Raw genomic sequence first — 13392 nt, forward strand, 5'->3', positions numbered from 1 at the left:
GATCCTGGCACAGCGGGCGTCACCAGCTGGGGCGGATGGGGCCGGCGGGGGCGAGCCGGAGGAGTTCGTCGCGCAGCGCGAGCAGCCGCTCCTCGCCGATCAGCTCCACCCAGGGCCTGACCGCCTCCATCGCGGCCTGCTCGGCCGCCCGGGTGCAGCGCCGGCCGAGGTCGGTGAGCTCGACCAGCCGGGCGCGGGCGTCGTCGGGGTGCGGGCCGCGCCGGACGTACCCCTTCTTCTCCAGCTCGTCGACGATCTGGCTGGCCGCCTGGCGGGTGAAGCCGAGGTGCGCGGCGATCTCGGTGACCGTCGCGCCGTCCGGGGCGAGCAGCGAGAAGACGAAGCCGTGGGTGGGCCGTACGTCGGAGTAGCCGTGGGCGACGACGCCGGTGTGGATGTCCTGGACGAGCGAGCCGGTGGCGGCGAGCAGGCCGGCGGTCAGGCTCATGACGTCGGAATTGTTCACCGGATCAGCTTGACACAGAGGGCAAGCTGCTTGAATATATAGGAAAGGAACTTGCGCAAGCTTCTTGAGCAAGTCACTTGCCCATCGGGGTGGACTGCCGTGCGCGACGCGCGTCCGCCGTGCGCCCCGATCCGTCTTCCAGGGGGTCGCCATGCCTTTCATCACCGCGGACGAGGCCGTCGTCCATGAGCTGCACGGGGTCCGCTTCGTGTCGTACGCCGCCTCCGCGCGGGGCAGCGAGGAGCTGTGCGCGTGGCGCGGCGAGCTGCCGCCGGGCAGTGGCGGGCCGGCCCACACGATCAGCCGTGAGGAGGTCTTCCTCGTCCTGTCCGGCGAGCTGGACCTGACGATCGACGGCACGACACGCCGGCTCTCCCCCGGGGATGCCGCCGTCGCCCCGGCGGGCGCCACCCTCGCGGTGGCCAACTCGTCGCAGGAGCCCGCCGCGATGTGGGTGACGACGAGCGTGGGCTTGTCCGCGACGCTGCCCGACGGCTCGCGGATATCCCCGCCGTGGGCGAGCTGACCGGCGGGAGCGTAATGCCCTAGGAGCCGGCGGGCGGTGCCGCGGGGGCGAGGGCGGACGCCAGCGTGGCCGGGAGGACGGCCGTGGGGCCGAAGCGGCGGCGGGCGCGGTCGGCTGCCGCCTCCACCGCACGGGCGCGGTCGTCGCCGGGGTCCAGGCTGAGCTGGTGGGAGGCGCCCGTGCGCGGTGCCAGGTGGTCGGCGCGCAGGACGAAGGCCCGTACGCGGGCGCGTTGCAGCCCCAGGGAGGCCAGGACGCCCAGGGCCGCGGCGGTGAGGTCCGGCGAGTGGTCGGTGGGCTCGGGCAGGGTGCGGGTCCGGGTGGTGGAGCTGCGGTCGGCATAGCGGACGGTGAGGGTGAGGCGGCCGGTGACCTGGCCCTCGGTCCGCAGCCGCCGGCCCAGCTGCTCGGCCAGCCCGAGGACGGCCCGATGGTGGTGCCCGGGGTCCAGGCAGTCCCGTTCATGGCGCAGGTCGGCGGTCATATGGGCGGCGGGCGCCCGCGGGGTGACCGGCCGGGGGTCGCGGCCATGGGCGCGCTCGGCCAGCAGGCGGGCGGGTCCCGCGCCGAGGATGCGCTGCAGGGTCGCCGGGGGGAGGTCGGCCACCTGGCCGATGGTGTGCAGGCCGTAGCGGCCGAGGGCGGTGGCGGTGGCCTGGCCGATGCCGGGCAGCGCGGTCACCGGGCGGGGGCGCAGCCAGCTGTCGGTGGCGGCCTGGTCGCGGGGGATCTGCGTGGTGCGGCGCGGCTCCGACGCGGCTGCCGCCATCGCGGCGAGCATGCGGTTGCCGGCCAGGCCGGCGCTGCTGGCGATGCCGTACAGGCCCATGAGGCGCATCCGGGCCATCTGGAGCAGGTCGTAGGGGTCGGTGCCGAAATAGCGCAGGGCGGAGGTGAGGTCGAGCTGGACGGCGTCAGGAGGGAAGGGCTGGACGTGCGGGGTGATGTCGGCGAGCAGGGCGAGCACACCGTCGTAGCGCTCGTCGTCGAGCGTGCCGTGCAGCCGCAGATGGGCGATGTGCCGGGTCATCCCGCGCTCCCGGGGCTGCGGTGGCCGAGGCGGTGCAGGTCGGCGGAGCGGGTGCCGGCGGGCTGGAGGTCGGCGTAGGGGTGCAGGCGGGCGCCGGCGGTGCCGTGCGGGAGGGTGCGGTGCGGCGGGCCGTCGGGGTGCGCGGTGTCGGGGGTGCCGGGCTGGGCCGGGGTGGGGTGCGGGGCGTCCGCGCCGAGCAGGGCCAGGGCTGCCTCGGGGCCGTCGTTGCGGCGGGCGGTGGCGATCTGCTCCAGGTCCCAGGCCATGGTGCCGACGATCGTCCGGCGGGTGCCGCGGACCTGGACGGTGCCGCGGACCAGCAGCAGCCCGGAGTGGAAGACGGTGTGGGCGCAGGCTTCGTGGGAGTCCTCGAAGAAGGCGAGGTCGACCAGGCCCGAGCCGTCCTCCAGGGTGACGAAGATGATGCGCTTGCCGCTGGCGATCGGCGGGGTCTGGGTCGCGGAACGTATCCCGGCGACCAGGACCTGCCGGCCGGCCGGGAGGGCGGCGAGGTGGGCGGCGTCGGTGGCGCCGATCTCCCGCAGCAGCCGGTGGTGGTGCTCCATCAGATGGCGGGAGACGTCGATGCCGAGGGTGGTCAGCTCGGCGCCGAGGGCTTCACGGCCGGTCATCTCCGGGACGCCGCTGGGCTCGGAGCCGCCGATCGCGCCCGCGTCGAGGGGCAGTTGGCCCTTGCCTGCGGTGCGGGTGCGGGACTGGCGGTGGAGTTCGGCGATCTGCAGCAGCAGGTCGCGCCGGGTGAGGCGGCCGTCGTGCAGCGGGGCCAGCGCGCCGATCTCGGCGAGGCGTTCGGCGACCGGGCGGCTGGGGCGGGCGCGCTGCCAGAAGTCGGAGAGCGAGGTGTAGGGCCGGCCGGCGGCGATCCGGGCGCACTCCTCCTCGCCGATGCCGCGCACTCCGGACAGGGCGAGCCGTACGCCCCAGCGGTCGTCGTGGGTGCGCTCCACGGTGTGCTCGGCCCCGGAGCGGTTGACGTCGACGGGCAGGACGGGCACGCCGCTGCGGCGGGCGTCGGCGACGATGACGCGCTTGGGCCACATGCCGGGGTCGTGCTCCAGCAGGCCGGCCAGCAGGAAGGCGGGGTAGTGCGCCTTGAGCCAGGCGGACTGCAGGGCGGGTACGGCGAAGGCGACGGCGTGCGCGCGGCAGAAGCCGTAGGCGCCGAAGGACTCGACGGTGGCCCAGACAGCGTCGCGGACCTCGGCGCTGTAGCCGCGGGCGGCGGCCAGGTGGTGGAACCAGCCCTTGACCCGGGGCAGCCGCTCCTTGTCGCCCAGGGCGCGCCGGGCGACATCGGCCTTGGCGCGGTCGCAGCCGGTCATGACGTGCAGGGTGTCGATGATCTGCTCGTGCCAGATGGTGACGCCGTAGGTGTCGGCGAGCACCGGCTCCAGGTCCTTGTGGGCGTAGTGCGGGGCGCCGCCGTGCCGGGCGGCGATGTAGCGCTCGGGCATGCCGCCCTGGACGGGGCCGGGGCGGAAGAGGCTGATGTCGGCGATGACGTCCTGGACGTCGCGGGGTTGCAGCCGGGAGAGCAGGTCCTGCTGGCCGGGGGACTCCAGCTGGAACATCCCGATGGTCTGGCTCTGCTGGATGAGCGTGAAGGCGAAGACGTCGTCCAGCGGGACCTGGCGCGGGTCGTCCAGGTCGATACGGTCGCCGGTGGCGCGCTCGATCTCGGTGACGGCATGGGCCATCGCGGACTGCATCCGCACCGCGAGGACGTCGAGTTTGATGTTGCCCAGCGCCTCGACCTCCTCCTTGGCCGCCATCGCCATCGGGTAGTCGCCCTGCGGGGTGGGCTGGACCGGCAGCCGGTCCAGCAGCGTGGCGTCGCTGATGATCACCCCGCACGGGTGCATGGCCATGCCGTGGACGAGGGAGTCCAGGCCCTCGGCCAGTTCCCACAGCGGGCCGTAGGCCGGGGCCTCGGCGGCCAGGGAGCGCAGTTCGGGCAGTTCGGCGAGCGCGCCGGTGATGTCGCAGGCCCGCAGGTGCGGGAAGCTCTTGGCGATGCGGTCCACGTCGTGCGGCGGGATGCCGAGCGCGAGCCCGGTGTCGCGCAGCGCCCGGCGGGCCCGGTAGGTCTCGGGCATCGCGGTGACGGCGACCCGTTCGTGGCCGAAGCGGCGGAAGATCGCGTCGTACGCCTCCAGCCGCCGCGCCGACTCCACGTCGATGTCGATGTCGGGCAGGTTCCTGCGGCGTTCGCTGAGGAAGCGCTCGAACAGCAGCCGGTGGTCGAGCGGGTTGGCGGTGGCGATGCCGAGGGCGTGGCAGACCATCGAGCCGGCGCCCGAGCCGCGGGCGGCGACCCGGATGCCCAGCTCGCGGATGTCGGCCACGGCCTGCCCGACGGCGAGGAAGTACGAGTCGTAGCCCAGGTCGCCGATGATCCTCAGCTCGTCGTCCAGCCGGTCGCGGGCCGCGCGGTCCCGGTCCAGGCCGCGCCGTTCCAGCCCGGCCGCGCAGCGCCGGCGCAGCAGTTCCCCGGCCCCGCCGGGGGTGGCGCCGACGACCTCGGCCTCGGGGAAGTGCAGGGTGCCGAGCCCCAGGTCGGCCTTGGGGTCCAGCCGGCAGCCGGCCGCGGTCGCGGCGGTGTCGGCGAGCAGCCGGCCGGCCCGGCGCGGGCCGCTGCCGGCGCATTCGGCGATCTGCTGCGCGGTCCTGGCCATGTCCGGCTCGTCCTTGAGCCAGCGCTCCCCGCCGTCCAGCCGGCGCCGGTCGATGGGCCGCAGCAGCCGTGCGGCGTCCAGGACGTCGGCGAGCCGGTGCTGGCCGGGGTCGGCGTAGCGGACGGCGTTGGTGAGCACCGCGGGTGTACGGGTGCGGTCGGCGAGCGCGAGGGTGCGGGCGGCCAGCCGCAGTGAGCCGGGCCCGGTGCCGGGCCGGCCGTGGACGACCGCCTCCAGGCGCAGGCCGTCGCCGAAGATCTCCCACCAGGGCCGCAGCAGCCTCACGGCGACGTCCTCCCGTCCGGCGGCGAGCGCCCGTACCGGCTCCGACAGCGGCCCGAGCAGTACGGTCAGGCCGGCGCCGCCGTGGGCGTGCAGGGCTTCCCACGGCACGGTCACCGGCGCCGCCCCGCCCGCCGTCCCGAGGTGTGCCGCCGAGGTGATCCGGCACAGCCGGGCCCAGCCCTCCCGGTCCTGGGCGAGCAGGGTGAACCGCAGCGGCGGCTCCACCACGTGCGCGCCGCCGCGTACCGGAGTGCGCGGGCGGCGGGCGGCCGGCGGCGGCGGGGCGAGGGCCGCCACGGCGAGGTCGATGCCGAAGACCGGCCGGACGCCGTGCGCGTCACACGCCTGCGCGAAGCGCACCGCGCCGGTGACGGTGTCCCGGTCGGTGAGCGCGAGTGCCGTCATACCGCGCTCGGCGGCCCGCTGGACGAGCTGCTCGGGGTGCGCGGCGCCGTACCGCTCGGAGTAACCGGATGCGACATGCAGATGGGCGAAGCCCGCCATGTCGCACCTCCACTACCCCACCCCTTTTCGGCCAGCTGTCCGATACGCCTCGCGTGCGTAGTCGTACGTTCGTTCGATTAGCTTAGCGCGGTCGTCCCAGGTCAGCGAGTCGTACGCGCGCGAGGGGCCCGGAAGACGGCCGACCCGACCACCGGGGGCGGTGGCCGGATCGCATGCGCGGGCGTCATCTCCGCGGCGGGGCGGCGGACTTGGTGTCCGCGGGTCCGCCGCGCGGTCCGGGGAGACGTTCGTCACGCCCGGTGGGCCGTCGCGGGCGGCGCAGCAGCAGGAGCCAGGCCGCCGCCGCGCCGGCCACCCCGACCCCGGCGAGCTGCACCCGGTAGTCGAGCAGCGCCACCAGCCCCGCGCCCAGCCCCGCCGCGAGCGCGGTGGGGCCGAAGACCACCGTGCCGGCCGCCGCGGCCACCCGGCCGACCAGTGCGGGCTCGACGCGCTGCTGCACGGCGGTGAAGACCGCGACGATCACCCACGGCAGCCCCACGCCGATCGCCAGCATCCCGGCGACCACGACCGGCAGCGCCGGCACCGCGCGCACGGCGGCGCCCGCGGTGAACAGCAGCAGCCCGGCGGCGGCGAAGGCGCGCTCGGGCAGCCGGCGCATGACGGCGCCGGCGACGATCCCCGACACCACCGAGCCCGCGCCCTGCACCGCGTAGAGCACGCCGACGAAGGCCGGCGGGCGGTGCAGCCCGGCGTCGGCCAGCTCGTAGGTCGCGGCGCTGCTGACCCCGGACAGCAGCATGGCCGCCGCGCCCGCGCCCACCAGCCGGACCAGCAGCGGATCGCCGCGCAGCGCCCGTACGCCCGCGGCGGTCTGCGCGCGCCAGGACTCCCCGGCCGGTACGGGCGGCTGCTCGCGCACCCGCAGCGCGGCGAAGGCCAGCGCGGCCAGCGCGAAGGTGACGGCGTCCAGGACGGCGACCGCGCCGCCGCCCCAGCGGACGAACAGGCCCGCGCCGGCCAGCGGGGCGAGCAGCTTCATGCCCTCGTTGACGGTCATCCGCAAGCCGTTGAAATCCCCGCGCAGCTCGACGGGGATCGCGCTGACCACCAGGCCCGCCTGGGCGGCGTCGCACAGCACGGCCCCGGCGCCGACCGCGGTGAGCACCGCGAGCAGCAGCCACACGTCCCGCCCGGCGCGGACCGCGAGCAGCGCCGGCAGCAGGAGCGCGAGCGCGGCGTTCACCGCGACCAGCAGCCGCTGCCGGCGGAAGCGGTCGGCGGCGGTGCCCAGCAGCGGCCCGGCCAGCGTCGGCGCCCACAGGCACGCGCTCACCGCGGCGGCCAGGCTGCTGGACCCGGTGAGCGTCTTCACCCACACCCCGGCGACCAGCATCATCGCCGAATCGCCGAACCCGGAGACCAGGACCCCGCCCAGATATGTCGCCGCCCGCCGGTCGCGCAGCACCTTCCCCACCGTCATGACCCCCAACCTAATGCTTGGGGGTCGGCGAACCGCACCCTCCCCCACGGCCGGGGAGCGGTGTAATGGGCGTATGACCGCCACCGATCCCCTGCTGCGCGCCCTCGCCCATCCGGTGCGGCTGCGCATCGTGTCCCTGGTCTGGAACGTCCCGCTGTCGGCCGCGGAGCTCTCCCGGGAGCTGGGCATCTCGCACGCGCTGGCCAGCCAGCATCTGCGCCGGCTGGACGCGGCCGGCCTGGTGGAGCTGGTCGAGGTGCGCGAGAAGCGCGGCGGGCGGGAGCGGCGCTACCGGGCGGTGCACGGCTCGCCGCTGTCGGACCAGCGGCACGAGGGCGCCCGGCTGATCGCCGAGGCGATGGCGCACAACCTGCGCGACCGGGCGGGCCGGCGTGCCCCGGGCGCCCCCGGGGTCACCACGGACGCGGAGCTGTGGGTGGCGCCGGAGGTCTGGACGGACTTCCGGCACCGACTGGCCGCGCTCTTCGCGGAGTTGCACGACGCCGCGCAGGCGCCGCACGCGCCGGGCACGGTCGGAATCGGTGCGACGGCGATGGTGTTCCCCCTCGCGGAGCCGTCCGGCACCGACACCGGTACGGGCACGCGTGCCGCCCCCGGCACAGCAACCGGCTCCGCACGAAGCACCGGCGCCACCCGCCCCACCGACCAGGACACCGCCCCCGAGGAGCGACCATGAGCCAGGACCCCGCCGTCACCGACGCACTGCTCGCCCTGCTGCACGAGCAGCGCACCGGCGTGCTCGCCACCCTGAAGCGGGACGGCCGCCCGCAGTTGTCGAACGTGTCCTTCACCTACGACGACGCCACCCGCCTCATCCGCATCTCGGCGACCGACGGCCGCGCCAAGACCCGCAACCTGCGCCGCGACCCGCGCGCCAGCTTCTACGTCACGACCCCGGGCCTGCGCACGTACCTGGTCGTCGAGGGCGACGCCGAGATCACCCCGGTGGCCGCGGACCCGCACGACGCGACCGTCGAGGAGCTGGTCGAGGTCTACCGGGCCATCGCCGGCGAGCACCCGGACTGGGACGAATACCGCGCCGCGATGGTCGCCGACCGGCGGCTGGTGATCAGCGTCCGGGCGCGGCGGGTGTACGGGCTGGGTCCGCAGGGCCCGGCGGCCGGCCCGCTGGACTGACGCCCCGGCCCCCCGCCGGGCACGGCCCTCACCGGCCCTCACCCCGCCGCGTCGGCCGCCCGGGTCAGCCGGGCGGCCACCGCCCGCAGGTGGGCGGCCAGTTCCGGCGGCTCCCTGACCTCGAACTCCACGCCCACCATGCCGACGTACATCGCGAGTGAGTCCAGCGTCTCGAAGCCGGTCCTCAGCTCGCATGTGTTCTCGTCCAGCGCGGTGAGCATGCCGAAGCCCGACCACGCGAAGCGCGTGACCACCTCGGCGGGGGCGTGCAGCACCAGCCGCGCCTGGTAGCGGTAGGCGCGGCTGGTGACGCCCTTGGCGACGTACGCGGCGGCGTCCTCGGGCAGCTCGCGCGGGGTGAAGCGGGGCCCGGTGGGCGACATGGGCGCGATCCGGTCGACCCGGAAGGTGCGCCAGTCGTCCCGCTCGGTGTCGTAGGCCAGCAGGTACCAGCGCCGCCCGTGGTGGACCAGCCGGTACGGCTCGACGGTGCGGCGGGTGGTGGTGCCGCCGTGGTCGCGGTAGTCGAAGCGCAGCCGCTCGTGGTCGCGGCAGGCGGCGCCGAGCGCGGTGAGCACCTGCTGGGCGACGACGGAGGCGCCGGGCCGGGGCGGCTGGACGGTGACGGCCTGCATCGCCTGGACGCGGTGCCGCAGCCGGGAGGGCAGCACCTGCTCCAGCTTGGCCAGGGCGCGTACCGAGGTCTCCTCGATGCCCTCGACGGTGCCGCCCGCGCCGGTGCGCAGGCACAGCGCGACCGCGACGGCCTCCTCGTCGTCGAGCAGCAGCGGCGGCAACCGGGCGCCGGCGCCCAGCCGGTAGCCGCCGGCGGTGCCGGAGGTGGCGTGCACCGGATAGCCGAGCGCCCGCAGCCGCTCGACGTCCCGCCGCACCGTCCGCGCCGTGACGTCCAGGCGCTGGGCCAGCTCGGGCCCGCCCCAGTCGCGGCGGGACTGGAGCAGCGAGAGCATGCGCAGCAGCCGGGCGGAGGTTTCCAGCATGCCGCCAGTCTGCCAGCGCCCACCGACAATCCCCCGCCGCTCCCGCCCGGGCCCCGGGGGCCCGGGGCCCGGGGCCGTACGGCAGCGGTACGCCCCCGCCGTGCGGACACGGCGGGGGCGCGGCGGCTCGGAGCACCGGCCGTTCAGGGCGCCGGCCGATCGAAGCGCCGGCGGGTCAGGAGCCCGGCGGCCGGCGGGGCGTCAGAAGACGCTGACCCCGTACGCGCTGAGCGCCTCGGTGACCGGCTGGAAGTACGTCGTGCCGCCCGAGGAGCAGTTGCCGCTGCCGCCCGACGTCAGGCCGATGGCCTTGGTGCCGTCGTAGAGGGAGCCGCCGCTGTCGCCCGGCTCGGCGCAGACGTTGGTCTTGATCAGGCCGGAGACGATGCCGTCGGCGCCGTAGTTGACGGTGGCGTTGAGCGCCTGGACGGTGCCGCTGTGGATGCCGGTGGTGGAGCCGCGGCGCTTGACGGACTCGCCGACGTAGGCGTTGGCGGCGCTGGTGATGTCCTGGCTGCCGACGGTGCCGTCGTGCGCGACGGAGCTGTCGTAGCGGACGATGCCGTAGTCGTTGCCCGGGAAGCTGGTCCCCACGGTCGGGCCGATGTACGTGCCGGAGCTGGTGTAGTAGTTCGGGTAGCCCTGGGTGCAGTGGCCGGCGGTCAGGAAGTAGTACGTGCTGCCGCTGCGGACGTTGAAGCCCACCGAGCAGCGCCACTGGGTGGTGAGGATCGGGTCGCCGCCGGACAGCCGCAGGCTGAAGGTGCCGGCGACCCGGGAGATGTGGACGGCGTCGCCGTAGCTCGCGGTGGCCTTGGTGAGCGCGGCCAGCTGGGCGTCCGTCACCCGGCTGTCGACGCTGACCTCCAGGGTGTCGGTGCGCGGGTCGACCGACCAGGCGGTGCCGGCGATGTCGGTGGCCTTCGTCGCGTCGCCGGCCTTGGCGAGCTGGGCCGAGCTGTGGGCGACCAGCCGCGGGGTGGCGCCGGCGGCCCGGACCGTGTCGGCGGCGGCCTGGCTGGTGACGTTGACGACGGTGGTCTTGGTGGCGCTGTCGTAGTACGACCCCGCGGTGCTGTCCGCGCCGAGTGCGGCGGTGACGGAGGCGACCGCCTCGGGGGTCGCCTTCGCGCTGCCGGCGGCGGGGGTGGTGGCGCCGGCGGACGGAAGGGCGAAGGCGGTCGCGGCGAGCATGCCGGTGGTGACGGCGAGGAGTTGGATGCGTCGGGTGGACTTCACTCGGTCCTCCTGTGGGGACGGAGGTGGCAACTTGTCGGTGTACTGTCAGATCAACACCGAAAAACGGACGCGGCGTCAGTCTGGTGGGTACGGAAGGGAGTATTCAGCCCTCACAGGCAACACACAAGAGGGCCCCCGCTCCAGAAACCTCTTGGTAACGCGCCAGTCCCACACGCCCCACCGCACACACCGGTTCAGGCCGCACCGGCCGGAAGTGACCCCGCGGTTCAGCCCACCGGGCGGTGCAGCCCCAGGTGCTCGCGCAGCGTCGCCCCGGGGTGGAAGGACCGGAAGAGCCCACGGTGCTGGAGCAGCGCGGCGGTGCCGTTGACGAAGCGCTCCAGGTCGCGCAGCGGTTCCACGGGGCGGACGTGGAAGCCGTCGACCGCGCCCTGCCGCTGCCAGTCGGCGATCAGCTCCGCCAGGTCCACCGGCCCGCCGCGGAAGCGGACCCGGCCGGCCGGGTCGGAGGTGAGCGCGATCTCGGCGCCCGGCTCCGGGCCGATCTCCGCGCCGCCGAGGTCGACGGCGAGGTCGGCGAGCACCAGCAGCCGGCGCGGGTCGCGGCCGGCCTCCTCGGCGAGCCGCTGTACCTGCGCCCGTATCCGCCCGGCATCCTCCGGCCGGACGGCGCGGACGAAGGCCAGGTCGGCGTGCCGGGCGGCGACGGCGTGGGCGGCGGGCTCGGTGGCGTCCAGCACGGTGACGGGCGCGGCCTGCGGCGGCCGGGGCCCGGCCGGGGCGCCGCACGCCCGGCGTACGGCGGCGGCGGTGTCGGCGGCGGCCCGCCACAGCGCCTCGGCGCGCTCGGGCCGCAGCCCCGCGCGGGCCCGGGGGCCGCGGCGGGGTGCCGCGGGGACGGCGAGCATCCAGCCGGCCCGGCCGCGGCTGGCCCACTCCAGGTCGGCCACCGCCTCGGCGACGTCGAAGGGCGCAGCGCCCGCCGCGAAGACCGCGGGGACCAGGCCGATCCTGCCGGTCGCCGCGGCGACCCGGGCCAGCCGGCCGACCGCGTCGAGCAGCCCGGCGCGCTCGCCGGGGCCCGGCTCGGGCAGTTCGAGGGTGACGAAGTCCAGGCCGCCGCGCTCGGCGAGGGCGGCCAGCTCCCGGTGGTCGGTGTCGTCCTGGGGCAGCCGTCCGCCGCCGATCGCGGCGGCCAGGTGCAGGGTGCGGCCGGGCCGGAAGGGGGCGGCGGCGGGCAGGGCCGCAAAGGGGAAGGCCGAGGGCGGGGGGGCAGGCGAGGGAACGGGCGAGGGGACAGTCGGGTGGGCAGGCATGCGAAGGCTCCGTCGACACGCGGAAGAGGCACGGGCGGTGCCTTCACACAAGCCGCCGCGTCCCTCAACGCGGCTGGGCCCACCAGGGGCTTCGTCGAAGGCTATGCCGCCGCGGTCGCCCACTGTCAACGCATGTCCAGCCCGTGGACGAGGCGTCTCAAAATCGCCGGGCCGCGGTTGACGGATCGCGACGGCGGCTGCTGCACTGTGCCCATGCGCAGCTGTCGGCTCGTCACTCGCGGCCACATCGACTTGTGTCGGGTGTGGTCGGCGTCGTGTTGCGGTCGCTGACCCGCCTCATCGTCGGATCACCCGGCCTTCACACAGCTTCGCCCTTCCCCCGGCCCCTCCCTCGGGGCCCCGCGGGACGCGACCACCACCGGTAATCCCCCGTCCGCCCGGCCGGCACTCCCGGCCCGTGCGGGCGGCGCGGGTTCAGCAGTCGCACCCGCAGTCGCAGCCATCGCAACCGTCACAGCAATTGCAGCAGTTACAGCAGTCGCAGCACCCGTCGCAGCCGTCGCACGGGTCGTCGCACCACGCGTCCTTGCGCTCGCGGCTCCAGGCGTTCTCGTGCTCGGTGCAGCACACCTGGCAGGTGCAGAAGAGCCCGGCGAAGACCAGGCAGCCCGCCATGAGCCCGCGCCGCCGCGGCGGTTCCGGCGGCGGCGGGAAGCCGCCGGGGAAGCCGGGGCCGCCCGGCGCGTACGGGCTGCCGCCCGGATCGCCCTGGGTGCCGGGCGCGGGCGGCGGCCCGGGCGCGTACGGGTTCGGGCCGAACGGGTTGCCGGACGCCTGCGCCGCGTGCGAGGGGTGCGGGCACGTCCTGCCGCCTCCGCCGAAGGCGCGGTCGACGGAGCGGGACAGCTCGTGGACGAGCAGCTGGTGGGTGAGCCGGCCGGACGCGGAGCCGGCGAAGTCGGTGTCGGCGAGCGCGAGTCGTATGCCGTGCAGCGCGTCGTCGCACAGCCGCCGGGCCTCGGCGAGGCCGGTGCCGGTGGCCGTGAGCGGGTTCCAGGCGCCGGTGCGGGTGTCCTCGGCGAGGTCCTCGACCGCGTCCAGCAGGTGGGCCAGGCGTCCGAAGAGCCGGCCCGCCTCCTCCAGCGGCGCCTTGTTGGCCGGCCGCCCGGCGAGCACCGCGGTGTGCGCGAAGGCCGCGACGGTCGCGGTCTCGGTGGGCTCGGTGACGGTCAGCAGCGGTGTTCCGGGGCCTGCCGCGGCCTCGATCGCGCCCTGCCGGCCGACCGCGTCGACCAGCACCGCGGTGTCGAAGCCCAGGTCCTCGCCGGTACGGGCGCCGGCCCGGTCCCAGCGGCGGGCGACCCCGCGCGCGGCGGCGGCGACCGGGCGCCGGGCGTAGGCGCCGTCCCGGTCCTCGACGTGGTCGCGCATCTTGGCCGACGCCAGCACCAGGGAGACGGCCGCGGCGAGCCGGGCGCCCTCGCCGGTGGCGACGGGCGCGGACCGCATGCCGCGCAGCGGGCAGGGACCGGCGGTCCTGCGGTGCCCGGCGCCGGCCGGGGTCTGCGCCTCGACCAGCACCGAGATGATCAGGCCGTCGTAGTTGGTGGCGATCCTGGCGACCTGCCCGTGGCCGTCGCGCAACGCCAGGCACAGGCCGCACAGATGGGCGACCCAGGAAGCGGCCATTCCCTCGGACATTCGATGGCGGCACGGCCTGATGATGCCGAACATGCATTCCCCCCGATGACCCCGTGTGCCCCGTATTTCCCGCGGGTCACACCGAAACTCCCTCGATCCACGTG

General features: G+C 75.7%; 11 protein-coding genes. 3 read left to right on the plus strand and 8 right to left on the minus strand.

Annotated elements, in window-relative coordinates; genetic code table 11:
- Positions 1–19 precede the first annotated feature (19 nt).
- Positions 20–466, minus strand: coding sequence for a MarR family winged helix-turn-helix transcriptional regulator (locus tag HCN08_RS29280; RefSeq protein ID WP_167986309.1), 447 nt, complete (start codon positions 464–466; stop codon positions 20–22).
- A gap of 151 nt (positions 467–617) precedes the next feature.
- Between HCN08_RS29280 and HCN08_RS29285 the strand changes: the two genes are divergently transcribed.
- On the plus strand, positions 618–992 hold the full coding sequence (locus HCN08_RS29285) for a cupin domain-containing protein (RefSeq protein WP_167986310.1): 375 nt from the start codon (positions 618–620) through the stop codon (positions 990–992).
- Between the two features lie 19 nt (positions 993–1011).
- On the opposite strand, the gene HCN08_RS29290 is transcribed toward HCN08_RS29285, so the two are convergent.
- The 3 genes from HCN08_RS29290 to HCN08_RS29300 all read right to left on the minus strand — a co-directional run bounded on the left by HCN08_RS29290 (position 1012) and on the right by HCN08_RS29300 (position 6951).
- Positions 1012–2022, minus strand: coding sequence for a DNA polymerase Y family protein (locus HCN08_RS29290; protein WP_167986311.1), 1011 nt, complete (start codon positions 2020–2022; stop codon positions 1012–1014).
- Positions 2019–5507: a DNA polymerase III subunit alpha gene (locus HCN08_RS29295; protein ID WP_167986312.1), complete on the minus strand. Its 3489-nt coding sequence runs from the start codon at positions 5505–5507 to the stop codon at positions 2019–2021. Before HCN08_RS29295 ends, HCN08_RS29290 begins: the two co-directional genes overlap by 4 nt.
- Positions 5508–5691: 184 nt before the next feature.
- Positions 5692–6951: an MFS transporter gene (locus HCN08_RS29300; RefSeq protein WP_167986313.1), complete on the minus strand. Its 1260-nt coding sequence runs from the start codon at positions 6949–6951 to the stop codon at positions 5692–5694.
- A 73-nt stretch (positions 6952–7024) separates the two neighbouring features.
- On the opposite strand from HCN08_RS29300, the gene HCN08_RS29305 reads away from it, so the two are divergent.
- Positions 7025–7648 carry an ArsR/SmtB family transcription factor gene (locus HCN08_RS29305; protein WP_167986314.1) on the plus strand — a complete coding sequence of 208 codons (624 nt, stop codon included), beginning with the start codon at positions 7025–7027 and terminating at the stop codon, positions 7646–7648.
- A complete protein-coding gene (locus tag HCN08_RS29310) occupies positions 7645–8109 on the plus strand; it encodes a PPOX class F420-dependent oxidoreductase (RefSeq protein ID WP_167986315.1) in 465 nt (154 codons plus the stop codon). The genes HCN08_RS29305 and HCN08_RS29310 overlap by 4 nt, the downstream gene beginning before the upstream one ends.
- Before the next feature lie 38 nt (positions 8110–8147).
- Here HCN08_RS29310 and HCN08_RS29315 read toward each other — a convergent pair whose 3' ends face one another.
- From HCN08_RS29315 to HCN08_RS29330, 4 genes are all read right to left on the minus strand, one after another.
- Complete coding sequence (locus HCN08_RS29315; protein ID WP_167986316.1) at positions 8148–9110, minus strand: helix-turn-helix transcriptional regulator; 963 nt, start codon at positions 9108–9110, stop codon at positions 8148–8150.
- Between the two features lie 201 nt (positions 9111–9311).
- Positions 9312–10304 (minus strand): S1 family peptidase, encoded by a 993-nt coding sequence (locus HCN08_RS29320; RefSeq protein WP_167986352.1) that lies wholly within the window; start codon positions 10302–10304, stop codon positions 9312–9314.
- Between the two features lie 272 nt (positions 10305–10576).
- On the minus strand, positions 10577–11626 hold the full coding sequence (locus tag HCN08_RS29325) for an LLM class flavin-dependent oxidoreductase (protein WP_167986317.1): 1050 nt from the start codon (positions 11624–11626) through the stop codon (positions 10577–10579).
- A gap of 435 nt (positions 11627–12061) precedes the next feature.
- Entirely contained in the window at positions 12062–13321 is a 1260-nt protein-coding gene (locus HCN08_RS29330) for a DUF5685 family protein (protein WP_167986318.1), read from the minus strand.
- Positions 13322–13392: the final 71 nt, after the last annotated feature.

The sequence above is a fragment of the Actinacidiphila epipremni genome (assembly GCF_012034175.1).
GTDB classification, from domain to species: Bacteria; Actinomycetota; Actinomycetes; order Streptomycetales; family Streptomycetaceae; genus Actinacidiphila; species Actinacidiphila epipremni.

Excerpts from the sequence above, each read along its gene's own strand:
- HCN08_RS29285 (WP_167986310.1), top strand. The coding sequence starts at position 618 with ATGCCTTTCATCACCGCGGACGAGGCCGTCGTCCATGAGCTGCACGGG.
- HCN08_RS29290 (WP_167986311.1), bottom strand. The coding sequence starts at position 2,022 with ATGACCCGGCACATCGCCCATCTGCGGCTGCACGGCACGCTCGACGAC.
- HCN08_RS29295 (WP_167986312.1), bottom strand. The coding sequence starts at position 5,507 with ATGGCGGGCTTCGCCCATCTGCATGTCGCATCCGGTTACTCCGAGCGG.
- HCN08_RS29300 (WP_167986313.1), bottom strand. The coding sequence starts at position 6,951 with ATGACGGTGGGGAAGGTGCTGCGCGACCGGCGGGCGGCGACATATCTG.
- HCN08_RS29305 (WP_167986314.1), top strand. The coding sequence starts at position 7,025 with ATGACCGCCACCGATCCCCTGCTGCGCGCCCTCGCCCATCCGGTGCGG.
- HCN08_RS29310 (WP_167986315.1), top strand. The coding sequence starts at position 7,645 with ATGAGCCAGGACCCCGCCGTCACCGACGCACTGCTCGCCCTGCTGCAC.
- HCN08_RS29315 (WP_167986316.1), bottom strand. The coding sequence starts at position 9,110 with ATGCTGGAAACCTCCGCCCGGCTGCTGCGCATGCTCTCGCTGCTCCAG.
- HCN08_RS29320 (WP_167986352.1), bottom strand. The coding sequence starts at position 10,304 with ATGCTCGCCGCGACCGCCTTCGCCCTTCCGTCCGCCGGCGCCACCACC.
- HCN08_RS29325 (WP_167986317.1), bottom strand. The coding sequence starts at position 11,626 with ATGCCTGCCCACCCGACTGTCCCCTCGCCCGTTCCCTCGCCTGCCCCC.
- HCN08_RS29330 (WP_167986318.1), bottom strand. The coding sequence starts at position 13,321 with ATGTTCGGCATCATCAGGCCGTGCCGCCATCGAATGTCCGAGGGAATG.